Source organism: Pandoraea pnomenusa, assembly GCF_040391475.1.
In the GTDB taxonomy this organism is placed as follows: Bacteria; Pseudomonadota; Gammaproteobacteria; order Burkholderiales; family Burkholderiaceae; genus Pandoraea; species Pandoraea pnomenusa_C.
On sequence record NZ_JBEBXS010000004.1, the window covers coordinates 27,303 to 50,156 of the forward strand.

The window sequence follows — 22,854 nt, forward strand, 5'->3', positions numbered from 1 at the left end:
GCGCACGCGATATCGAAAAATCATTCAACCCGAGCGCCTCAGGCGCCGATAACCAGATATCCGTCCCGACGGACGATCTGGGGAACCCCAACATGCCACGCTTCGCTTTGCTTGGTACGCTCGTGCTGGCCGCCGCCAGCGCATCGGCCTTCGCGGCCACCTCTGATGACGCTACCGTCGTCGCACTCTCCACCCGTCAGGTCGTCACCGGCGACGCCGTTTTCAGCGGCGCCCACGCGGCCTCGCTCGGCAACGACGCCCTTCGCAACGCCCACGGCAGTTTCGGCGTGAATGTCGCTGCCGGCGCGATCAATGCGCAGTCGAATCAGCTCGTGCTGGCAACGGCATCGCATGTGAGCGTCGACACGCGTCAGACGATTCGCAATGCGGCGAGCGTCACCGGGGCGACGAATGCGTCGCTTGGCGAGCGCGCGCTGATGGGCGCGTCGGGCAATATCGGCGTGAACGTGGCCGCGGGCGCCGCCAACACCCAGGCGAACGCGCTCGCGATTCACTGAGCGGGTGGTCGGCGTCGGCCGACGGCTAGATGTCGGCTGGAAACCGGCGCTGCAGATTGCCCAACCAGCGCGCGACGACTTCGAGTTCCGCCTCGGTGAAGTCGTCGTGGAGCAGGGTATTGAGCTCGGAGAGGATGTCGCGGGCACGAGCCATCGCCTTGTGCCCGGCGGCCGTAACGCGCAAGCGCGTGGCACGCCCGTCCTCCGCGTCGGCAAGGCGAGTGAGGAGTCCGGCCGCGACCATGCGATTGGCGAGTCCGGTCATCGACGACGGCGATAGCTGCAAAGCTGCACCGACTTCGCCCACGAGGGCGTCCTCATGATGCAACAGGTAGAAGAGCACGCCGGCCTGTGCGGCGCTCACGCTCGCGCTGTCCCCGGCCCGCACGTCGATCCATCGCTGCACGCGCCGCTGTCCCACGGTCAGCAGGAAAAACAGCCTGCGGTCCAAGGCTTCCCCGTTCCCCGGTTTCCTCGCAGTCACAACACGCGCGCTGGTCGCAGCGGCGTCGGACGATTGACGTTTTGGCATTCTGTCTGATCACGTTGTTATGTCGTCGTAGCCTACGGCGCGGCAGTGACAATCGTCAACGACGCACCCGGCCCCGGGGTTCCCGTCCTGCCCTTGCGGTCCGATCCTGCTACGGCATTCACCGAGCCGGTCGACAGCAGCCAGTCGACGGTTTCCGGCCACAGGAACGCGCCGGAGCGCTGGCGGAAGTATCCCATATGCCCGATCGATCCGGAATCCGAACGAATTGCGGGAATTGTCCGACGTGTCACGCGGGCGTTGTGCAGCCGGGAGACCAGCATCTCGATGCCTGCCGGGGTGGCCCACAGATCGTCGTCGAACCCTAGCGACAGAATCGGCGTACGCACGCGAGCGAAGCGTGCTTCGGCATCGAATGTCGGGTCGTCGAAGAAGTAATGGGGCAAACGGGTCCAGTAACTCCATTCGAGCAGCACGCCCGCCGGCAGATCTTCCCCGAAACCCAGTCTGCGGCCGGGAAAGTAGTTGGCCAACCGCGTGACCGGCGGTGCCACCCAGTGCATCAGTGCCGTGATGCGCGCGCGTTCGCGCCGGTTCGTCACCACGCGCATGGCACCGGCGTGCGACGCGACCTGCACAGCTGCCGCGAGCCGGTTCGAGCCTTCGCACAGCCCGATGGCGTGCCCGCCGAAGCTATGGCCGACGGCGTACACCGGCAGCGAAGGATAGGCAGCCAGCGCCCAGCGGGTCACGCCTTCGACGTCGAGATCGGCCCAGTCGCGCATGCGCGCCCGAAAGCCGCGCAGCCTCGGCGGACGCGATCTGTCGACCCCGCGATAGCTGTAGGTCACCGCCAGCAAACCGCGTTGCGCAACATACTGCGCGAACGCGAAATAGAGGTACTCGGGCACGCCCGTTGCCGGATGCACCAGCACGACGCCCCTCGCCGGAAGCGATTCCGGATACCACACGTGCGCGCCCAACGGATACCCGTCGACGGCGAAAATCTCGATTGCCAACGATGCCATGACACAGCTCCCCGGCGCTCGCACGCCTTGGGAGGTATTGAGCGTCGATCAGTGAACGAGCGAATGGGTGGGTAGGTTCCGCGACTTATTTCGCATACGAAGTATATTCTCAAATTTATTTCGCTGACGAAATAAATTCATGTCACAGCGCTTGAACGCATGTCCGGAACGTCCGCAGCAGGGGGGCAGTTGTGTTATGGTGCTGCGATCAAAAAAATCGTCATCTACTGCCGCCCATTGCCTACTGATATGTCAGGTGCCTCGATCATTACCTATGTGCCGGTCAAGGCGGAAGCCGCGAATATCGAACAGTACCGCGCGTTATTCGCCGACTGTTTTCCAGGCGTCGAGAAATTCAAGCATCCCGAGTTTTTGACGTGGTTGTATGTCGACAATCCGGACGGCCACGTCGTCGGCTTCGACGCCTTCGATGGTGAACGCCTGATCGCCCACTACGCCTGTATCCCGGCGTCGCTCCGGCTGCGCGGCAATGTCGTTCGTGCGCTGTTGTCGCTCAATACCGCGACGCATCCGGACTTTCAGGGAAAGGGGCTGTTCTCGCGTCTGGCCGACATGACGTATCGTCATGGCGCCGATCTGGGCTTCGACTGCGTCTACGGTGTAGCCAACGCCAACAGCACCCCGGGGTTCGTGCGCAAGCTGGGCTTCCAGTTGGTCCAGCCGCTCGAAGCGCGCGTCGGCTTCGGCTCGCTCGGCATCGATTTTTCCGCTGTGGCGCGCGATGCCGAGTTCGAACGGATCTGGCGTCCGGAATCGATCGGCTGGCGTCAGGCCAACCCGACCAATCCCATCCGATCCTGGAGCACTCGCGGCAGGCGCTGTTTCGAATCCGATGCTGCAGGACGTCTGGTCTCCGCCTATGCGGAGTTGCCCGCGTCCGACACACCGCAAATCTATACCGGTGCGCGCGCGCTGCAGTCGCCCGGCCGCGTCTATCTGGGACTTGTGCCGGAGGGCGCATGCGCGTTCCGGACGTATTTGCCTATCCCGTCGCGACTACGCCCTGCCCCGTTAAACCTGATTTATCGCTCGCTCGCCAAAGACGGTGACCAGGTGAGCCGCGGCGCCATTCAATTCACGTACATGGATTTCGATGCTTACTAATCAGACACCGACGGGAGCGCCGATCAGCGTCTTTCTGTTCGCGCATCAGGATGACGAGTACGGTGTTTACGAGTTGATTCATCGGGCTGTCGAACAGGGTCGTCGTGCGGTTTGCATCTATATGACATCGGGTGTTCGCAGCGGCGCGGACGCATCGATTCGCGACAGGGAATCGCTCGCAGTGTTGGCAGATATGGGCGTGCCGGCCGACGACGTAATCTTCGCGGGCGCGAAGCTCGCGATCAGCGATCTCCATCTCCACGAATCGCTTGACGTTGCCTGCGACTGGCTGGAGGCATGGCTGAAGGATCATGCTCCGATCGGGGAGATCTTCGTCACCGCCTGGGAAGGCGGGCACCCCGATCACGATTGCCTGCATGCGGTGACGCTTCACGCATGCGCCCGTGCCGGGTTGCCGGACATCGTGCATCAGTACTCGCTGTACAACGCCCACGCCCGACCGAAGCCGTTTTTCCGTGTGATGGCACCACTGCCCCAGAACGGCGCGGTGCAACTGACACCGATTCCGTGGTCTCGGCGAATGCAGTACCTCAGGTACACGTTGCTTTACACGTCGCAGCGCGGCACCTGGATCGGCCTCTTTCCCTTCATGCTCCTGCACTATGTCTTTTGGGGCACGCAAGCGGTGCAGCGCACCAGCATCACACGTCTGGCAGACAAGCCGCATCAGGGGCAGCTCTATTACGAAGCCAGGCAATTCGCGACGTGGTCCGATGTACAACTCCGGATTCAGGCCCTGCTTGCGCGCGACCGCGATGCGGCATCAGCGAAAGGCGAATAGCCCCGCCGGCGGGGCAAATCGCTAACGGCACCGCCGTCAGCGCACCGCCTCCAGGCACGCAGGCGATAGCGCTGACTTCACGCGTTGTGCGAAGTCCGGCCAACGGCAACTCTTTCCGTCCGGACCGTCGGTGCAGTCCGGCACGGCAAGCGTCGTGCGCCTGGCCGGCTCATCGAGCGAAAGCGCCGTGAGATGGCGCATCTGATGCATCGACTGATACACGAACTCCACGCGCACGAAAGTTTCGCCCGCCGGATTGCGCCATAGCGTGAAGACGAGCGCGCCATCGGGCGGCGTGTTGTCCGGCTGGTCCGGCAGTTGCCAATCGAGCTTGAGCATGCCCGCGAGATTGGCGACATTCGTGTCGTGCCCCGTCAGTACATAGACGCGATTTCCCACCGGCAGCACCGGGCCGCGCACTGGCGCTGCCGGCGGTGGCCCGGCCTGCATCCGGGCGCGCGTGAGCGCATCGAGCACGACAGCCAGCAGTGGTGTCCCGTTCGTCGCCGCGAGATAAGGGGTACGGTTGAGCAGATCGCGTTGCGCATTGTGAGCCTCGAGCAAGCGCGCCCAATCCTGTTCGTCGCGAATACGTCCCCAGGCGACATCGTTGTCCGGGAAACCCTCGCCGTACTGCAACAGGAAGACTTCCGACGCCGTCGCCGCGCTGCCCAACGCACCGCGCAGCGCCACGCCGCTACCGTCGCCCTCGACTCGCAACCGGGTCGGCACATCCTCCAGCTTGCATCCGCCTTGCGCCCCGCACGCCGGACTGCGCGCGAAGTCGAGTACCTCGCCCATGCGGCCGATCGTGGCGGCGTAGCGCTTGTTCAGTCCGGAAATGCCGTCGGGCGCGAGTCTCGCTTCGATTGCGCCACGTGCGGCGCCCGGATCGAGCGGACAATCACCGGCCGCGACCGGCTGGAATACGGCGTCGTAGGTGGTGAGATCGGCTTGATGCGAGGTGCCCATGTTGCAGCCCGGTGCCATGCCTTGCAGCAAGGCATTGCCGGTCTCGCGCGTGCGTTGGTCGATGTCGGCCCATCCGTAGACCGTGCCCGGCGCCGGACACGCATTGTCCGGCAGTACCCCACGCGCGCGCAGCCAGTCACCGTAGTAGCGGCCCATGCGCTCGGCGAGCGACCCACCGCGCGCCGTCAGATAGCCAGCCGGCACCGGCCAGCCCGGCCAGGCGTCGGGACTCAACTTGTCGAGCGGGGGATGCGCATGCGTCGGCGAGCGCACGCCATGGCGGCTCACGATCACCGTGGAGACGAGCGTCCAGTCGGCAGGCATGCCGTCGATGCGCGCCGCCGACTCGGACCGTTTGGCCGGCCCTGGTGCGGGCGGCGTCGCCGTCGTACAGGCACTCAGAACCCCCACCGTCGCAAGCGTGGCCAGGCACGTCTGCCATCGCACACGCCCGTTTATTTGCCGGGCCCGTCCGGCGACGGTGGGTTCAGCGGTGGCATGGGAACGGACAGGCTCACGAGTCATCACGCGGGTCATGGCAGAAGTCATGGCGACAGGTCGGGGTGACAGGGGAAATGCGCGATAAAGCGCAGCACTGTTGCCCATCTTACCGTGCGTCGCCGCCCGATTCGCAAACTAACGTGACGTCGTGGCGCAAACGCATCGCCCGGCGGGCGACGCGTCGCGTCTTGCGGGCTAGGCCGTCGCGCCGTCAGGGCGGCCCATGGCGCCGAAGCGCCACGACAACCGACGTGCCGCCGCGAGCAGCGCTTGTGCGGGCTCGGCGTCGAATGCCGTCTCGAAGCTGCCCGTCGACCCCATCAGCGCGAGCACGAGCGTGACCTCCCCCGTGTGATCGAACACCGGCACGGCGACCGTGTCGATGCCCGGCACGGGATTGCTCAATGCCGTATCGAGGTGTTGCGCGCGAACGGTAGCCAGATGCCCCGCATAGCCGGACGGCGGCACGGCGGCACGCCCTTCCGCCCCCAATCCCGCCATCCGCACCGACTCCTGGGCGAGCAGGCCGTCGAGCACCGCCTCCGGAAGGAAGGCGGCGAACGTGCGTCCGATGGCTGTGTTGACGAGCGAGAGCACCGTACCGATGCGCAAGCTCACGTGCTGCGGACGCATCGCCTCTTCGAGACGCACCACCGTCGGCCCGACCGGCCCCAGCACGGCCATCGCCGCCGAGAGCCCGGTCGCCTGGGCCAGCGCCAGAATCTCCGGTTCGGCCTCGCCCGTCGGCGACAGCCGCTGCAATGCCATCAGCCCGAGATCGAGACTCAGCGCGCCCGCTTCGAAGTTGCCGTTCGCGTCGCGGGTGAGCAATCCCGCTCGTTGCAAGCTCACCAGATGCGGATGCGCTTTCGCGGGCGGCATGCCGGCGTCGCGCGCCAACGCGTTGAGCGGCAGCGGACGCCCCGCCGCCACAAGCGCTTCCAGCAATGCCCCCGTGCTCTCCAGCGCCTGAATGCCGCGCTGCGGTTTTGCCGTGGTGTCCGTCATGTCCTTCGTTATCTGCGCCACGTGTTGTGTCGTGTTGCCCGAGTCGGAGCGGGTTCGCGTCGCGCTCATGCGCCCTCCCCGTCGCCGTCATTCGCTTCGACGTGGGCCGCAATGGCACGCGCCGTCGCACGCAGGGCATTCGCGGCGACGCCGTCCCATGCGACGTCGAGTGCCGCTGTCGGACCAATCGCCGTCAGCGCCAGACGCAAGCGCCCGCTCGCGTCGAATACCGGCGCACACAGGCTGCTCACCGATGGACTCGGCGTATTCACGCTGCGAGCAATGCCGTGGGTACGCGTCTCGTCGAGCAGTGCGTCGAAGCGTTCACGCTCGGCAGCACTGGCAGGCAGTTGTTCGTGCCATGCCTGCGGCCACCGTGACGGCGGCGTGAACGCGCAGAACGCGCGGCCGGTCGATGTCGTGTTCAGCGACATGACCGAGCCGACGTGAAGATTGATATGCAGTGGAAACGCCGCACGCTCGAAATGCACGACAAGCGGCCCCTGCGGCGCAGGCGTGCAGACCGCCACGCAGAAGCCGGTCTCACGGGCAAGCGCGACAACACGCGGCACCGCCGCACGATAGGCCGGATCGTTCTCGAGATGCAGCAGTGCCAGCCGCAGCGTCATGGGCCCCGGCGCGTAGTCCCCCGACATCGGGTCGCGCTTGAGCAGCCCCAGGCGCGTGAGACTCACCAGATACGGATGCGCCTGCGCGGGCGGCAGGCCGGCGAGCGCCGCCAGATCCCCCGGGCCGAGCGGGCGCCGCGCCATTGAGAGCGCCTGCAGCACGCGTGCAGCCACGTCCACGCTTTGTACCCCGCGCGACGCGCGGCCAGGCTGAGCGCCTGCGTCGGCGGTGCCGTCCATCGGAATTCGATTCATGCAGTCTCGGAAGCCCGGCTCCCCAAGGAAAATGGCCTAGATTTTAAACAAGTCGTTGCCCCGACGCTCCGTCGGCGGCACGACGTCGCAGGGTTAACACCGAAGCCACCGGCGCCATCGGCGTCCCTGAAGGCATTCGCCGCAGCGATCGATCACTCACCCCTCAACATTAGCAAATAACAATTAGATTTGTCATTGACAAATAATTGAGGCGTTTCGTAAGATGGCCTCATCCCGCAGCACCTTCCCCGCAGACGAGATAAAGAGAGAGACAAGTATGGCCAAAGCATTCGCCTCGCAAGCCGACCTGGAAGCCAAGAAGGTCACGTTCACCCAACTGTCGGAAAACACCTGGGCCTACACCGCCGAAGGCGACCCGAACTCGGGCGTCATCATCGGCGACGACGGTGTGATGATCGTCGACACGACGGCCACGCCCGCCATGGCACAGGACCTGATCGCCAAGATCCGCACCATCACCGACAAGCCGATCAAGTACGTGGTGCTCTCGCACTACCACGCCGTGCGTGTGCTCGGCGCGTCGGCCTACTTCGCCGAGGGCGCGCAGCAGATCATTGCCAGCCGCGGCACGTACGAGATGATCGTCGAGCGCGGCGAAGCCGACATGAAGTCGGAAATCGAGCGCTTCCCGCGCCTGTTCGCCGGTGTCGAGACGGTGCCGGGCCTGACGTGGCCGACGCTCGTGTTCGAGAACGAAATCACGCTGTTCCTCGGCAAGCTCGAAGTGAAGATCGCGCACCTCGGTTCGGGTCACACGAAGGGCGACACCGTGGTGTGGCTGCCGTCGCAGAAGGTGCTGTTCTCGGGCGACCTCGTCGAATACGACGCCGCCTGCTACACCGGTGACGCGCAACTCGCCGAATGGCCGGCCACGCTCGACGCCCTGGCCGCACTCGGCGCCGAAAAGCTTGTGCCGGGCCGTGGCCCCGCGCTGACCACGCCCGAAGACGTCACCAAGGGCCTCGCCTACACCAAGGATTTCGTGACGACGCTGTTCGAAGCAGGCAAGCAGGCCGTCGAACAGAAGCTCGACCTGAAGGGCGCAATGGCCCTCACGCGCAGCCAGATGGATCCGAAATTCGGCCACGTGTTCATCTACGAACACTGCCTGCCGTTCGACGTGACGCGCGCCTTCGACGAAGCCAGTGGCATCACGCACCCGCGCATCTGGACGGCACAGCGCGACAAGGAAATGTGGGCCGCCCTGCAGGACTGAGTCCCGCCGGTAAGGTCATGGCGCAGTAGCCCCCTGCCGCGCCGGTTGCAAAGCGCAAGAGCAAAAAACGGAACCCGCCGGTGCCTGTGTGCCGGTGCGGTGCCGACGATGGAGACATTGCATGAGCAGCATCGATTACCAGCGCCTGACGTTCGACTATCAGCCGTGTGCCGAGCAACACGATACGGCCGGTCAGGCAACCCATCCTGTCATCGTGGTCGGCGCAGGTCCGATCGGGCTGGCGACCGCCATCGATCTCGCCCAGCAGGGCGTGCGCGTGATCGTCCTCGACGACGATTGCACGCTCTCGACCGGCTCGCGCGCGATCTGCTTCGCCAAACGCACGCTCGATATCTTCGACCGCCTGGGTTGTGGCGATCGCATGGTGGACAAGGGGGTTCGCTGGAACGTCGGCCGCGTGTTCCTGCGCGATCAGGAGGTCTACAACTTCGATCTGCTGCCCGAGGCGGGTCACCATCGTCCGGCGTTCATCAATCTTCAGCAGTATTACGTTGAAGGCTATCTGTTCGACCGCGCTTGCGAGCTGCCGAACATCGAGATCCGCTGGAAGAACAAGGTCGTCGGACTCGAGCAGCAAGGCACGTCGGGCACGCCCGACGCCAGCGTCACGCTGACGGTCGAGACGCCCGACGGCGAGTACCGGACGACGGCGCGCTACGTGGTCGCCGCCGACGGCTCGCGCAGCCCGGTGCGCAAGCTGATCGGCGTGGACAGTCACGGCCGCACGTTCAAGGACCGCTTCCTGATCGCCGACGTGAAGATGACGGCCGACTTCCCGGCCGAGCGCTGGTTCTGGTTCGATCCGCCGTTCCATCCGAACCAGTCCGTGTTGTTGCATCGTCAGCCGGACGACGTGTGGCGCATCGACTTCCAACTCGGTTGGGACGCCGATCCCGTCGCGGAAAAGGCTCCCGAGCGCGTCATCCCGCGCGTGCAGGCGCTGCTCGGCCCCGATGCGAAGTTCACGCTGGAGTGGGTCAGCGTCTACACGTTCTCGTGCCTGCGCATGGACGACTTCCGTCACGGTCATGTGCTGTTTGCCGGAGACTCCGCGCACGGTGTTTCGCCGTTCGGCGCGCGTGGCGCCAACAGCGGCGTGCAGGATGCCGAGAATCTGGCGTGGAAACTCGCCATGGTGCTCGCCGGTCATGCGCCCGATGCGCTGCTCGACACCTATGCCCGCGAACGCGAATACGCCGCGGACGAGAACATCCGCAACTCCACCCGTTCCACCGATTTCATCACGCCCAAGAGCCCTGTCTCGCGCGTGTTCCGCGACGCCGTGCTCACGCTCGCTCGCGATCATGCGTTTGCGCGTCAACTGGTCAACAGCGGACGCCTGTCCGTGCCCGCCGTGCTGCACGAATCGACGCTCAACACCGCCGAGCGCGACGCCTTCGCCCCGCGCATGGTGCCGGGCGCAGCGTGTGTCGACGCGCCGCTCGCCCGTCATGGACACGACGGCTGGCTGCTGCCGCGCCTCGGTGGCCGCTTCGTCGCGCTGGTGTTCGGTACACCCGCGTCGCTCGATGACGCCGCGCTCGCTTCGCTGAACACGCTCGCGAACGACAGCGTGCCGGTCGTGCCCGTGTTCGTGACGTCCGACGCCCAGGCCGCACAGGATACGCAGACCGAATACAGCGTCTGGCACGACGTGCAGGGACTGGCGGCACAGCGCTACGATGCGGCGCCGGGTACGGTGTATCTGATTCGTCCGGATCAACACGTGTGCGCCCGGTGGCGCGCCATCGACGCCACCGCGATCGTCGCGGCACGCGAGCGCGCGCTCGGCCGCACGGCACCGGAAGTCGCGCCAATGCAATGTGCGGCCTGATACCGCGATTGTCATTTGCGTTCGCTAACGTTCAGATCACACCGAATCTGCTGCAAGGAGACACCATGGCACTCGATACTCAACCGCGTCTCACGCGTCCCGACGACTTCTATGAAGCGCTGATCGACATGCACCGCGACCTCGACGACGCCCAGAGTCAGGCCGCCAACGCACAGCTGATCCTGTTGCTCGCGAACCAGATCGGCGATCAGGACACGCTGCTCTCGGCGATTCGTCTGGCGCGAGCCGGCGCGTTGGGCAACTGCGCTGCCAACTGAGCCGCATAGACCGCCTGCTTTACGCGACATCGCCGTCGCCAACGTCATATACGACAAAGGGGCACCCAGACGATGGGGGCCCCTTTGTCGTTGATGCGTCGCGATACTCTCGATAGGCTCGATACGCTCGTTACGCTCGATAGGCTCGATACTCTTGCGTAACGGCGTTGCGATGGCCGCGTCGCCTTACACCACGACCATCTGCGAAATCTTCTGTGCGGCCTGTTGCAACGGCGCGAGGAATTTCGTCTCCATCTCTGCGGCCGACGTGCGGTTGGCCTGACCGCTCACGTTCATTGCCGCGATCACCTGCCCCGCCCGGTTACGAATCGGCGCGGCAATCGAAATCAGCCCCTCTTCGAGTTCCTGATCCACAAGCGCCCACCCCTGCGCGCGCACGCCGAGAATGCGCTCGCGCAAGGTGTCGACGTCCGTCACGGTGCGTCGTGTGTGCTGTCGCAGGTCGGCGCGTCGCAGCACGGCGTCGAGTTCGTCGTCGGGCAACGCCGAGAGCATGACCCGGCCCATCGACGTGCACCACGCCGGCAGACGGCTGCCGATGGACAGGTTGATCGACATGACCTTGCGCACCGGCACGCGCAATACGTAGACGATGTCGTCACCGTCGAGCACCGACGCCGAACTGCTCTCCTGCACCTGCTGCACGAGCGCTTCCATGAACGGCTCGGCCAGATTCCACAGCGGCATCGACGTCAGATAGGAAAAGCCGAGGTCGAGGATACGCGGCGTGAGCCGAAACAGCCGCCCTTCGCTTCGCACGTAGCCGAGCGACTCCAGCGTAAGCAGAATGCGTCGCGCACCGGCACGCGTGAGCCCTGATGCCTGCGCCACTTCCGAAAGCGTCTGCGCCGGACGCGCCGCATTGAACGCCTTGACGACCGCCAGCCCCCGCGCGAACGACTGCACATAGGAGTCGCCGGGCTTCTTGTCGGTCGGTTCGGTGATATCGGTCGGCACAGGGGTCATGGAGCAAAGTATCGGCGGGGCTTTCGCGTGAACGGCAAGCGTAATGGATTTGGGCCGCCGGTTCTACCTTGCAACACGCGCGGTGTCGCACAGCATGGCACGGAGATGGCGCAGACCCGCCCGGCCGTTGTCGGCTTGACGCCCGACAGCGGAAGGCTTACGCTGTTCTTATAGCGAATATTTGTTCGCTATAAGAACATTGTGAACCAGACGATGCCGCCTGACAAGACGCCATCGCCGGGAGACACCAACCGGGGCCGGGGCGTGAGTCCGTGTGCCCGATGGAACTGCCCAGGAGGCACGTGTGATCAACAAGATTTACGAAACGCTGGCCAGCGCGGTCGCCGACGTTCATGACGGCGCAACGATCATGATTGGCGGCTTCGGCAATGCCGGGATGCCCTCGGCCCTCATCGACGCGCTCATCGAACAAGGCGCGCGCGACCTGACCATCGTCAACAACAACGCCGGCAACGGCGAGACGGGTCTCGCCGCACTGCTCAAGGCCGGACGCGTGCGCAAGATCATCTGCTCGTTCCCGCGCCAGACCGATTCGCAGGTCTTCGACGGCCTCTACCGCGCGGGCAAGATCGAGCTGGAACTGGTGCCGCAGGGCAACCTGGCCGAGCGCATTCGCGCCGCCGGGGCCGGCATTGGCGGTTTCTTCACGCCGACCGGCTACGGCACGCTGCTCGCCGACGGCAAGGAAACGCGCGTGATCGACGGCAAGCCGTATGTGTTCGAACTGCCGATCCACGCCGACTTCGCGCTGATCAAGGCGCTCAAGGGCGACCGCTGGGGCAACCTCGTGTATCGCAAGACTGCACGCAACTTCGGCCCGATCATGGCCACCGCAGCGAAGTGCGCGATCGTTCAGGTGAGTGAAGTCGTCGAGTTGGGCGACCTCGATCCGGAAGCCGTGGTCACGCCCGGCATCTTCGTGCAACGCGTGGTCGCCGTGCCGACCGTCGCGCGCGCCTGATCCCCATCTGAACCGGAGCACTCCATGAGCAATGTGAACCGACTGACCCGCGACCAGATGGCCGCCCGCGTCGCCCAGGACATTCCCGACGGCGCCTATGTAAACCTCGGCATCGGCCTGCCCACGGCCGTCGCCAATCACCTGCCCGCCGAGAAGGAAATCATTCTCCAGAGCGAGAACGGTGTGATCGGCATGGGTCCGGCTCCCGCCAAGGGCGACGAGGACGAAGACCTCATCAATGCGGGCAAGCAACCCGTGACGCTCAAGCCGGGCGGCGCCTTCTTCCACCACGCCGACTCGTTCGCCATGATGCGCGGCGGCCACCTCGACTTCTGCGTGCTCGGCGCGTTCCAGGTCTCGACGTCGGGTGATCTCGCCAACTGGCACACCGGCGCACCGGACGCGATCCCCGCCGTGGGCGGCGCGATGGATCTTGCGAGCGGCGCCAAGCAGGTGTTCGTGATGATGGAGCACCAGACCAAGCAGGGCGAGAGCAAGATCGTCGACAAGTGCACGTACCCGCTCACCGGTGTGGGCTGCGTCACGCGTATCTATACCGATCTGGCCGTGATCGACGTCACTCCCGAAGGGCTGCGCGTGATCGACATGGTCGACGGCCTGTCGTTCGACGAACTACAGCAAATCTCCGGTGTTGCGTTGCTGCCCTCACCGGCCGTTGCCTGACACTTCGCATGACACCCACGCCGGGCCATCGATTCGATGCGACCCGGCGATTTTCTATCCGATGAGGTTCAAGCATGAGTGAAGTCTTTATCTGCGACGCCATTCGCACCCCGATCGGCCGCTACGGCGGCGCGCTGTCTTCGGTGCGTGCCGACGATCTCGGCGCCATCCCCCTCAAGGCGCTCATCGCGCGCAATGCGAACGTCGACTGGACACAGGTCGACGACGTGATCTTCGGCTGTGCCAACCAGGCCGGCGAAGACAACCGCAACGTGGCGCGCATGTCGTCGCTGCTCGCGGGCCTGCCGCAGGACGTGCCGGGCGCGACGCTCAACCGCCTGTGCGGTTCGGGCATGGACGCCATCGGCACCGCCGCGCGCGCCATCAAGGCAGGCGAAGCGGGACTGATGATTGCCGGCGGTGTGGAGAGCATGAGCCGTGCGCCGTTCGTGATGGGCAAGGCGGCGAGCGCCTTTTCGCGTCAGGCGGAGATCTACGACACGACCATCGGCTGGCGTTTCGTCAACCCGCTGATGAAGGCGCAGTACGGTGTGGATTCGATGCCCGAGACGGGCGAGAACGTGGCGACCGAGTTCGGCATCAGCCGCGAGGATCAGGATCGCTTTGCCGTGCGTTCGCAGGAGAAGGCGGCGCGCGCTCAGGCGAATGGCATGCTGGCCGAGGAAATCACGCCGGTGTCCATCGCCCAGAAGAAGGGCGAAGCGATCATCGTCGATCGCGACGAACACCCGCGTGCGACAAGCATGGAAGCGCTTGCCAGACTCAAGGGCGTGGTACGCCCTGATGGGACCGTGACCGCCGGTAACGCTTCTGGCGTCAACGACGGCGCCTGCGCACTGCTGTTGGCAGACGAGGCGAGTGCGGCGCGCTTTGGCCTGACGCCGCGTGCCCGGATCCTGGGCATGGCGACGGCAGGGGTGGCACCGCGCATCATGGGCATCGGTCCGGCTCCCGCAACACAAAAACTGCTTGCGCGGCTCGGTATGTCGCTCGATCAGTTCGATGTCATCGAACTCAACGAAGCGTTTGCGAGCCAGGGCCTTGCCGTACTGCGTCAGCTCGGCGTGGCCGATGACGACCTGCGCGTCAATCCGAATGGCGGCGCCATTGCGCTGGGCCACCCGCTCGGCATGAGCGGCGCACGTCTGGTCACGACGGCGATGTATCAGCTCCAGCGTTCGGGTGGTCGCTTTGCGCTGTGTACGATGTGCATTGGGGTCGGCCAAGGCATCGCTATCGCCATCGAAGCGGTGTAACGCCACCGCCGATGATTTTCGGGCCGGGGTGCGCATGCGGCACTGGGTAAGTGCCGCCCTGCCGCGCTCCGGGGCCCCGCCCGCACGATCGGTGCGGCGCGGGGCCTGTCTGCCCAATGTCTCCTTCCTTCGCTTCCTGTAATTCAGTGACCGGTCAGACGGCCTTGGCGACGTCGCGCATCACACCGTCGAAGAACTTGGCCTGCGCATCGGCTTCGCAGCGAGCGTAAGCCCGGTTGATGCCGCTGATGACCGCTCGGATCGACGCCGTCGTCAGATTCGCATCGATGCCCACCCCAAACGCGCTGCCCACGATCGCCTCGCCCGCCATTTCGGCAATGGCGATGGCACGGGCGTCCGCCCCTTGCGTAAGGGCGCGCTCTTCGTAGTGCTGCACACGCACCGGCGTGCGCATGGCGTTCATCAAGGCGTCGAGCGGACCGTTGCCGGCGCCCGACACGGTGGTGCGCTGCCCGTGAATGTCGACCGTCACGGCAATGTGCTGGCGACCGTCGCGCTCGGAGAGCGTATGACCGATGTACGCCACCGGCTCGACGCTTGCCACGTATTCCTTCTGGAACAGTTGCCAGATCTGCGACGCCGTGACTTCGGCGCCGGTCTCGTCCGTATAGCGTTGCACGGCCGAGCTGAAGTCCACTTGCAGACGACGCGGCATCTGCACGCCGTAGGACTGTTCAAGCAGATACGCGATGCCGCCCTTGCCCGACTGACTGTTCACACGAATGATCGAATCGTACGTGCGGCCGAGATCGCTCGGATCGATGGGCAGGTACGGCACTTCCCAGACGGCGTCCGGCTGCTGGGCGGCGAGGCCCTTCTTGATGGCGTCCTGGTGCGAGCCGGAGAACGCGGTGAAGACCAGATCGCCAACGTACGGATGACGCGGATGCACCGGCAACTGCGTGCATTCTTCCGACGTGCGGGCGATCTCGTTGATGTTCGAGAAATCGAGGCCCGGGTCCACGCCTTGCGTGTACAGATTCAACGCGAGCGTGACGAGGTCGACGTTACCGGTGCGCTCACCGTTACCGAAGAGGCAACCCTCGATGCGATCGGCACCGGCCATCACGGCCAGTTCCGCAGCGGCCACGGCCGTGCCGCGATCATTGTGCGGGTGAACCGAGAGGATCAATGAATCGCGACGCGCGAGGTTGCGGTGCATCCATTCGATCTGATCGGCGTAGTGGTTCGGCGTGCCGATTTCGACCGTGGCCGGGCAGTTGACGATGCACTTGCGCTCGGGCGTCGGCTGCCATACGTCGAATACGGCGTCACATACTTCCTTGGCGAATTCGAGTTCGGTACCGGTGAACGTTTCCGGGCTGTATTGCAGCGTCCATTGCGTTTCGGGGGCGGCGTCGGCGCAACGCTTGATCGTCTTCGCGGCGGATACGGCGAGTGCCTTCACGCCCGGCTGATCGAGGTTGAAGACGATACGGCGGAACTCGGGGGCGGTGGCGTTGTAGAGGTGAACGATAGCGCGCGGCGCCCCCTTCAAGGCAGCGAACGTGCGCTCGATGAGGTCGTCGCGGGCCTGGGTGAGCACTTCGATCGTGACGTCGTCGGGAATGTGACCACCTTCGATCAATTCACGCACGAAGTTGAAGTCGGTATCGGACGCCGACGGGAACGCCACCTCGATTTCCTTGAAGCCGATGGCCACGAGCGCCTTGAACATGCGCATCTTGCGCTGGGCGTCCATCGGCTCGAACAGGGCCTGGTTGCCGTCGCGCAGATCGGTGCTCATCCAGATGGGGGCACGCGTGATGGTGCGGCTCGGCCACTGTCGGTCCGGAATGTTGACCGGGGTGAACGGGCGGTACTTCGTGGCGGGGTTCTTCAACATGGCGTTATCTCGATTGTCGGCAAAAGTGGCAACCGGACGACGCAAAAAGACGCAGATAAGCTACGACCTCCGGTTGAATGAACCGGGGCTAAGGTCGGCGTAACTGGGGAAAATCAGCGGTGCTTCAGTGTGGAATTCAGACGATGCACGCGCGCAGCAACGGACCAAGCCCGGTGGAGCGGGCTAGTAGTCGTAGCGAGAGGGAGAATTGCGCGGTGATCATGTTTTACATGAGATCACAGATTTTCGGCCGCTGTCAACCATGATGTGTCGCCTCGCAAGCTTCCCCTCACAGGCAGGCCTGACAATCCACGGCGCGCCTCGCTGCCGCGTTCGCGTCGCGCGACATTTGCGATAACGGCCGCTCAAACGGTCAGCGGCACCGCCGACGTACATTTGATTTCGTCGAGGCAAACGCTCGACTTCACGGCGCTCACCCCGGGAATGCGCATCAGCGTATCGAGCAGGAATTCGGACAGCCCCTTCAGGTCCCGGGCGACGACCTTGAGCACGTAGTCGATATCCCCCGTCACCGAGAAACACTCCTGAATCTGTGCAAGGTCCGCGACCAATCCCTTGAAGTTCGACAGGTCGCGGATATGGCCACGTTCCATCGTCACGTGAACGAAGGCGACCACGCTGAAACCCAGGCGTTGCGCATCGAGCCGGGTGTCATACCCCTTGATGACGCCCATCTCCTCGAGCCGACGATGACGGCGCAGTGTCTGCGCAGGCGAGAGCTTGATCGCCTCGGCCAATTCCAGGTTCGAAATGCGTCCGCGGGACTGGAGAATCCCCAACAGCCGGACGTCTATCCGATCGATCTCAATGTTCTGCACTTTAATTTCCCATCACCACTGAATTTAGAAATATTAATGCATAACCTAGGGTTTCCCTACCTCGGTTACGAAATCCTATTTTGCGTCACCGCACTTACACTGACCGCCGTAAAGCGACGTACAGGATACGCAAACGTCCGGCAAATGCTTGTCATTGCAAGGATTCCAGCGCATGGAACGGTCGGGACATCATTCCCCGACCCAACGGTCAACAAACCACAATTTTGTTGCATCTTCCGGCGCCATCGTCTTTTGCGCACGACAACGCCGACCGGGCGTACGTGTCCAACGAATTCGCGACCCGAGAAATCACCCCCACCAAGCCGAGACGATCATGGCCGACCTCTTTGACAACCCGATGCAACTGATGGGCTTCGAATTCGTGGAATTCGCTTCGCCCACGCCGAATGTCCTCGAACCGATTTTCGAGCAGATGGGCTTCACGCTCGTGGCACGCCACCGCTCGAAGGACGTGGTGCTGTACCGTCAGGGCGACGTCAACTTCATCGTGAACCGCGAGCCGAACAGCGAGGCCGCCTACTTTGCCGCCGAGCACGGCCCGAGCGCCTGCGGCATGGCCTTCCGCGTGAAGGACTCGCACAAGGCCTACGCCCGTGCGCTGGAGCTCGGCGCCCAGCCGGTCGAGATCGAAACCGGCCCGATGGAACTGCGTCTGCCGGCGATCAAGGGCATTGGCGGCGCGCCGCTGTACCTGATCGATCGTTTCGAGGAAGGCAAGTCGATCTATGACATCGACTTCGAGTACCTCGAAGGTGTCGACCGTCATCCGGTGGGGCACGGCCTGAAGCTGATCGATCACCTGACGCACAACGTTTATCGCGGCCGCATGGCGTACTGGGCCAACTTCTACGAGAAGCTGTTCAACTTCCGCGAGATTCGCTACTTCGACATTTCGGGCGAATACACCGGCCTGACTTCCAAGGCCATGACCGCCCCCGATGGTAAAATCCGCATTCCCCTGAACGAGGAATCCGCCAAGGGCAGCGGCCAGATCGAGGAATTCCTGATGGCCTTCAATGGCGAAGGCATTCAGCACATTGCGTTCCTCACGGACAACCTGATCGAAGTCATCGACAGCCTGCAAATGGCCGGCGTCGATCTCATGACGGCCCCGAACGACTTCTACTACGACGCGCTCGAGACCCGCCTGCCGGGTCACGGCCAGCCCGTGGGCGAACTGAAGTCGCGCGGCATTCTGCTCGACGGCACGACCGAAGGCGGCAAGCCACGCCTGCTGTTGCAGATCTTCTCGAAGACCCTGCTCGGCCCGGTGTTCTTCGAGTTCATCCAGCGCGAAGGCGACGACGGTTTCGGCGAAGGCAACTTCAAGGCACTGTTCGAATCGCTCGAGCGCGACCAGATCGAGCGGGGCACGCTCAAGGTCTGAGTCCAGGGGAGACACCCGGCGGTGCGTCGTGTATCCGCCGGGCTCTCGATCATCTCTCGCAAGGTGGTCCCAAAGGACACGGTGACGGCGCCATAAGCGCCGCGCCGTGGCGGCTCAACGGTTCCGGTTCGTTCGTACAGGGCGAAAACAGAGCACCGCGCCGCATTGCACTGAAGGTAGGGTAAGGAACAGACATGTCCGCCAACGCAGCACAAGAAGGCTCGCTCCATCGCGGCCTGAAGAATCGTCACATCCAATTGATCGCGCTGGGTGGCGCGATCGGCACCGGCCTCTTTCTCGGCATCGCCCAAACCATCAAGACCGCTGGCCCGTCAGTCCTGCTGGGCTATGCCATTGCCGGCGTCGTCGCGTTTTTCATCATGCGCCAGCTTGGCGAGATGGTCGTCGACGAACCCGTCGCCGGATCGTTCAGCTACTTCGCCAACAAGTATTGCGGCCAGTTCGCGGGCTTCGTGTCCGGCTGGAACTACTGGGTGCTCTACGTGCTCGTCTCGATGGCCGAGCTCTCGGCGGTCGGCATCTACGTGCAGTACTGGTGGCCGGCCATTCCCACCTGGGTCTCGGCGCTGGTGTGCTTCGGCATCATCAACGCGATCAACCTCTCCAGCGTGAAGTCGTACGGCGAGATGGAGTTCTGGTTCGCCATCATCAAGGTCGCCGCCATCGTCGGCATGATCGGTTTCGGCGGCTACCTGCTCTTCTCCGGTAACGCCGGCCCCGAGGCCAGCGTCGCCAACCTGTGGCAGCACGGCGGCTTCTTCCCGAACGGCGTGTCGGGCCTCGTCATGGCGATGGCCGTCATCATGTTCTCGTTCGGCGGTCTCGAACTCGTGGGTATTACCGCAGCGGAAGCCGACGACCCGTCCCGCACGATCCCGCGCGCCACCAATCAGGTCATCTACCGCATCCTGATTTTCTACGTGGGCGCGCTCGGCGTGCTGCTCTCGCTCTACCCGTGGGAGAAGGTCGTGAGCGGCGGCAGCCCGTTCGTGCTGATCTTCCACGAGCTCAACAGCAACTTCGTGGCCAACATCCTCAACGCCGTGGTGCTCACCGCCGCGCTGTCGGTGTACAACAGCGGCGTGTATTGCAACAGCCGCATGCTCTACGGCCTGGCAGGTCAGGGTAACGCCCCGCGTGCGCTGCTCAAGGTCAACGCCCGCGGCATTCCGCTGGCGGCACTTGGCGTCTCGGCCGCCGCCACGGCCGTGTGCGTGGTGATCAACTACTTCATGCCGGGCAAGGCGTTCGAGCTGCTGATGGGTCTGGTCGTCTCGGCCCTCATCATCAACTGGGCGATGATCAGCGTGATCCACCTCGTCTTCCGCCGTGCCAAGGCGCGCGCCGGCGAGACCACCCTGTTCAAGAGCCTGGGCTACCCGCTCACCAATTACCTGTGCCTCGCCTTCCTCGGCGGCATTCTGGTGGTGATGTATCTGATCCCGGACCTGCGTATCTCGGTCTACCTGATCCCGGTGTGGCTCGTCGCGCTCGGCGTTGGCTACCGCTTGCGTCAGAAGCGTGGCGCAGCACCCGCGCCGGCCAGCGTGACCCGCTGATGTGAGCCTCGGGCGGCCGTCCCGTGTCGAACGACACCGACGGCCGCCGTACCATGGCCCAACGCCTCGTGGGACGCGCCCTTCAGGCGACGGTCGTCGCTCAATTCCCGGCGGCACCGCACTAGCGGTATCATCGGACGTTTGCCGCCTGGGCCACCTGGGCGGTCCGGCTCGCCCGAGCCAGCGCCCACGACGCCGTCACGAATTTCTTTCGTTTTCCAGGAACTGCCATGTTCGAACATATCGATGCCTATCCCGGCGACCCGATCCTCTCGCTGAACGAGAATTTCGCGAAGGATCCGCGTACCAACAAGGTCAACCTGAGCATCGGCATCTATTACGACGACGATGGCCGTCTGCCGGTCATGCAGGCCGTGCGTGCCGCCGAGGCGCTGCTGCTGGCCGAAGTCGGCCCGAAGCCCTACCTGCCGATGGCCGGCTTCGCCAACTATCGCGACGTCGTGCAAGGTCTCGTCTTCGGTGACGACTCCCCCGCACGCACCGAGGGCCGCATCGCCACGGTGCAGACGCTGGGCGGCTCGGGCGCACTGAAGGTCGGCGCCGACTTCATCAAGCGCTACTTCGCGGACGCACAAGTCTGGGTGAGCGACCCGACATGGGACAACCACCGCTTCATCTTCGAGCGCGCCGGTTTCACGGTGAATACGTACCCGTATTACGACGAAGCCACGGGTGGCCTGAAGTTCGAAGCGATGGTCGATGCCATCGACAAGTTGCCCGCGCGTAGCGTGGTGCTGCTGCACGCGTGCTGCCACAACCCGACCGGCGTCGATCTGAACGACGCGCAATGGGTGCAACTGATCGACGTGCTCAAGAAGCGCGAGTTGCTCCCGTTCGTGGACATGGCGTATCAGGGCTTCGGTTCGGGCATCGACGCCGACGCCTTCGTGATCCGCGAGCTGGCGCGTCAGGGCGTGCCGGCCTTCGTCGCCAACTCGTTCTCGAAGAATTTCTCGCTGTACGGCGAGCGTTGCGGCGGCCTGTCGGTGATCTGCGAATCGTCGGAAGCGGCCGATCGCGTGCTGGGTCAGCTGACGAGCGCGGTGCGTTCGAACTACAGCAATCCGCCGACGCATGGCGCCAAGATCGTGGCGAAGGTGTTGAGCACGCCCGAACTGCGCAAGTCGTGGGAAGACGAACTCACGGCCATGTGCCAGCGCATCACGCGCATGCGCGGCGCGATCCACGAAGGGCTGCGCGGCCACGTGCCCGACACCATGCTCTCGCGCTATCTGGAACAACGCGGCATGTTCACGTACACGGGGCTGTCGGCAGCACAGGTCGACGTGCTGCGCGAACAGCATGGCGTCTATCTGATCCGCTCGGGCCGCATGTGCGTGGCCGGGCTCAATGAGAAGAACGTCGCCGTGGTGGCCGACAGCATCGCCAAGGTGCTGAACAACGCCTGAGCGTTGCGCGGCGACTGACGCAAAAGCAAAGGGACGGCACACACGCCGTCCCTTTTTTCTTGCCGCGTCGCGTGGCAATGACCGCCACTTGCAACGTCTTCGACGCTTACGACGCTTCGCGCAGGAACGCCAGCAGATCCGCGTTCACCTTGTCGGCCTCGACGGTGCACATGCCGTGCGAGCCGCCGGCGTAGATCTTCAGCGTGGCCTGTTTCACGATCTGCGCCGTCAGTTTGCCCGAATCGTCGATCGGCACGATCTGATCGTCATCGCCGTGCAGCACGAGCGTGGGCACGTCGATCTTCTTCAGATCCTCGGTGTAATCGACTTCCGAGAATTCCTTGATGCACAGGTACTGCCCGAGGTGCGAGCCCCACATGCCTTGCAGCCAGAAGGCGTCGATGACGCCCTGCGAGGCCTTCGCGTTCGGTCGGTTGTAGCCGTAGAACGGCACCGCCAGATCCTGATAGAACTGCGAGCGATTGCCCGCCACGTTCGCGCGAATCTCGTCGAACACACTGATCGGCAGGCCGTTCGGGTTCTTGTCCGACTTGACCATGACGGGCGGCACCGCACCGATCAGCACCGCCTGCGCCGCGCGCTTCGTGCCGTGACGGCCGAGATAGTGCGCGACTTCGCCGCCACCGGTCGAATGGCCGACGAACGTGGCGTCGTGCAGGTCGAGATGCTCGACCAGCGCGGCGAGATCGTCGGCATACGTGTCCATGTCATTGCCCTGACCCGGCTGGTCCGATCGGCCATGGCCGCGTCGGTCATGCGCGATCACGCGAAAACCGTGTTGCACCAGGAACAACATCTGGGCGTCCCAGGCGTCGGCGCTCAGCGGCCAACCGTGCGAAAACACCACCGGGCGACCGGTGCCCCAGTCCTTGTAAAAAATCGACGTGCCGTCTTTCGTCTTGAACGTACTCATGGTGAGATCCTTGCGCATTGCGCGATAAGCACCCGGAACTGGGAACAGGCGGGAAACGGCGGGAAAACGGCGCCTTGAAGGCGCCGCATGCCGCCTCCCGACGGAAGAAGCGGCGTGGCGCAACACGACGAATGCGAGCAATACGCCAGCCACGGTGACAGCACTTCC

General features: G+C 64.3%; 21 protein-coding genes. 12 read left to right on the top strand and 9 right to left on the bottom strand.

The window, feature by feature from the left end; translation table 11 throughout:
* Positions 1-92 precede the first annotated feature (92 nt).
* Positions 93-518 carry a FapB/FapC family functional amyloid domain-containing protein gene (locus ABWO90_RS05830; protein ID WP_353190262.1) on the top strand — a complete coding sequence of 142 codons (426 nt, stop codon included), beginning with the start codon at positions 93-95 and terminating at the stop codon, positions 516-518.
* Between the two features lie 25 nt (positions 519-543).
* Here the strand turns inward: ABWO90_RS05830 and ABWO90_RS05835 are convergent, their stop codons facing one another.
* A complete protein-coding gene (locus ABWO90_RS05835; RefSeq protein ID WP_353190263.1) occupies positions 544-969 on the bottom strand; it encodes a MarR family winged helix-turn-helix transcriptional regulator in 426 nt (141 codons plus the stop codon).
* A gap of 113 nt (positions 970-1,082) precedes the next feature.
* A complete protein-coding gene (locus ABWO90_RS05840; RefSeq protein WP_353190264.1) occupies positions 1,083-2,036 on the bottom strand; it encodes an alpha/beta hydrolase family protein in 954 nt (317 codons plus the stop codon).
* A gap of 249 nt (positions 2,037-2,285) precedes the next feature.
* Here ABWO90_RS05840 and ABWO90_RS05845 point away from each other — a divergent pair, with 249 nt between their 5' ends.
* Together ABWO90_RS05845 and ABWO90_RS05850 are read left to right on the top strand one after the other, a co-directional pair.
* Complete coding sequence (locus ABWO90_RS05845; protein ID WP_353190265.1) at positions 2,286-3,161, top strand: GNAT family N-acetyltransferase; 876 nt, start codon at positions 2,286-2,288, stop codon at positions 3,159-3,161.
* The gene (locus tag ABWO90_RS05850) at positions 3,151-3,963 is read left to right on the top strand and encodes a PIG-L deacetylase family protein (RefSeq protein WP_353190266.1); all 813 of its coding nucleotides are present in this window, start codon (positions 3,151-3,153) and stop codon (positions 3,961-3,963) included. Before ABWO90_RS05845 ends, ABWO90_RS05850 begins: the two co-directional genes overlap by 11 nt.
* Positions 3,964-3,999: 36 nt before the next feature.
* On the opposite strand, the gene ABWO90_RS05855 is transcribed toward ABWO90_RS05850, so the two are convergent.
* The 3 genes from ABWO90_RS05855 to ABWO90_RS05865 all read right to left on the bottom strand — a co-directional run bounded on the left by ABWO90_RS05855 (position 4,000) and on the right by ABWO90_RS05865 (position 7,328).
* Positions 4,000-5,259 (bottom strand): histidine-type phosphatase, encoded by a 1,260-nt coding sequence (locus tag ABWO90_RS05855; protein WP_353190267.1) that lies wholly within the window; start codon positions 5,257-5,259, stop codon positions 4,000-4,002.
* A gap of 372 nt (positions 5,260-5,631) precedes the next feature.
* Positions 5,632-6,444: an IclR family transcriptional regulator gene (locus tag ABWO90_RS05860; RefSeq protein ID WP_353190493.1), complete on the bottom strand. Its 813-nt coding sequence runs from the start codon at positions 6,442-6,444 to the stop codon at positions 5,632-5,634.
* Positions 6,445-6,509: 65 nt separating this feature from the next.
* Positions 6,510-7,328 carry an IclR family transcriptional regulator gene (locus tag ABWO90_RS05865; protein WP_353190268.1) on the bottom strand — a complete coding sequence of 273 codons (819 nt, stop codon included), beginning with the start codon at positions 7,326-7,328 and terminating at the stop codon, positions 6,510-6,512.
* A gap of 277 nt (positions 7,329-7,605) precedes the next feature.
* On the opposite strand from ABWO90_RS05865, the gene ABWO90_RS05870 reads away from it, so the two are divergent.
* The 3 genes from ABWO90_RS05870 (at position 7,606) to ABWO90_RS05880 (ending at position 10,698) form a co-directional block, all read left to right on the top strand.
* Entirely contained in the window at positions 7,606-8,565 is a 960-nt protein-coding gene (locus tag ABWO90_RS05870; RefSeq protein WP_353190269.1) for an MBL fold metallo-hydrolase, read from the top strand.
* 121 nt (positions 8,566-8,686) lie between these two features.
* Entirely contained in the window at positions 8,687-10,420 is a 1,734-nt protein-coding gene (locus ABWO90_RS05875) for an FAD-dependent oxidoreductase (RefSeq protein ID WP_353190270.1), read from the top strand.
* Between the two features lie 65 nt (positions 10,421-10,485).
* Entirely contained in the window at positions 10,486-10,698 is a 213-nt protein-coding gene (locus tag ABWO90_RS05880; protein WP_353190271.1) for a DUF2783 domain-containing protein, read from the top strand.
* A 186-nt stretch (positions 10,699-10,884) separates the two neighbouring features.
* Here ABWO90_RS05880 and ABWO90_RS05885 read toward each other — a convergent pair whose 3' ends face one another.
* Entirely contained in the window at positions 10,885-11,685 is an 801-nt protein-coding gene (locus ABWO90_RS05885) for an IclR family transcriptional regulator (RefSeq protein WP_353190272.1), read from the bottom strand.
* A gap of 304 nt (positions 11,686-11,989) precedes the next feature.
* Here ABWO90_RS05885 and ABWO90_RS05890 point away from each other — a divergent pair, with 304 nt between their 5' ends.
* From ABWO90_RS05890 to pcaF, 3 genes are all read left to right on the top strand, one after another.
* Positions 11,990-12,667, top strand: a complete 678-nt coding sequence (locus ABWO90_RS05890; RefSeq protein ID WP_353190273.1) for a 3-oxoacid CoA-transferase subunit A — start codon at positions 11,990-11,992, stop codon at positions 12,665-12,667.
* 33 nt (positions 12,668-12,700) lie between these two features.
* The gene (locus ABWO90_RS05895) at positions 12,701-13,351 is read left to right on the top strand and encodes a 3-oxoacid CoA-transferase subunit B (RefSeq protein ID WP_353190494.1); all 651 of its coding nucleotides are present in this window, start codon (positions 12,701-12,703) and stop codon (positions 13,349-13,351) included.
* Positions 13,352-13,425: 74 nt separating this feature from the next.
* On the top strand, positions 13,426-14,628 hold the full coding sequence (pcaF, locus tag ABWO90_RS05900) for a 3-oxoadipyl-CoA thiolase (RefSeq protein ID WP_353190274.1): 1,203 nt from the start codon (positions 13,426-13,428) through the stop codon (positions 14,626-14,628).
* 154 nt (positions 14,629-14,782) lie between these two features.
* Here pcaF and leuA read toward each other — a convergent pair whose 3' ends face one another.
* Together leuA and ABWO90_RS05910 are read right to left on the bottom strand one after the other, a co-directional pair.
* Positions 14,783-16,495, bottom strand: coding sequence for a 2-isopropylmalate synthase (gene leuA, locus ABWO90_RS05905; protein ID WP_353190275.1), 1,713 nt, complete (start codon positions 16,493-16,495; stop codon positions 14,783-14,785).
* A 365-nt stretch (positions 16,496-16,860) separates the two neighbouring features.
* Positions 16,861-17,334 (bottom strand): Lrp/AsnC family transcriptional regulator, encoded by a 474-nt coding sequence (locus ABWO90_RS05910; RefSeq protein WP_353190276.1) that lies wholly within the window; start codon positions 17,332-17,334, stop codon positions 16,861-16,863.
* 334 nt (positions 17,335-17,668) lie between these two features.
* Here ABWO90_RS05910 and hppD point away from each other — a divergent pair, with 334 nt between their 5' ends.
* The 3 genes from hppD (at position 17,669) to ABWO90_RS05925 (ending at position 21,752) form a co-directional block, all read left to right on the top strand.
* Complete coding sequence (gene hppD / locus ABWO90_RS05915) at positions 17,669-18,742, top strand: 4-hydroxyphenylpyruvate dioxygenase (RefSeq protein ID WP_353190277.1); 1,074 nt, start codon at positions 17,669-17,671, stop codon at positions 18,740-18,742.
* Positions 18,743-18,936: 194 nt separating this feature from the next.
* Entirely contained in the window at positions 18,937-20,322 is a 1,386-nt protein-coding gene (locus ABWO90_RS05920) for an amino acid permease (protein WP_353190278.1), read from the top strand.
* A 230-nt stretch (positions 20,323-20,552) separates the two neighbouring features.
* Positions 20,553-21,752, top strand: coding sequence for an amino acid aminotransferase (locus ABWO90_RS05925; protein WP_353190279.1), 1,200 nt, complete (start codon positions 20,553-20,555; stop codon positions 21,750-21,752).
* A gap of 106 nt (positions 21,753-21,858) precedes the next feature.
* Here the strand turns inward: ABWO90_RS05925 and ABWO90_RS05930 are convergent, their stop codons facing one another.
* On the bottom strand, positions 21,859-22,686 hold the full coding sequence (locus tag ABWO90_RS05930) for an alpha/beta fold hydrolase (protein ID WP_353190280.1): 828 nt from the start codon (positions 22,684-22,686) through the stop codon (positions 21,859-21,861).
* Positions 22,687-22,854 lie beyond the last annotated feature (168 nt).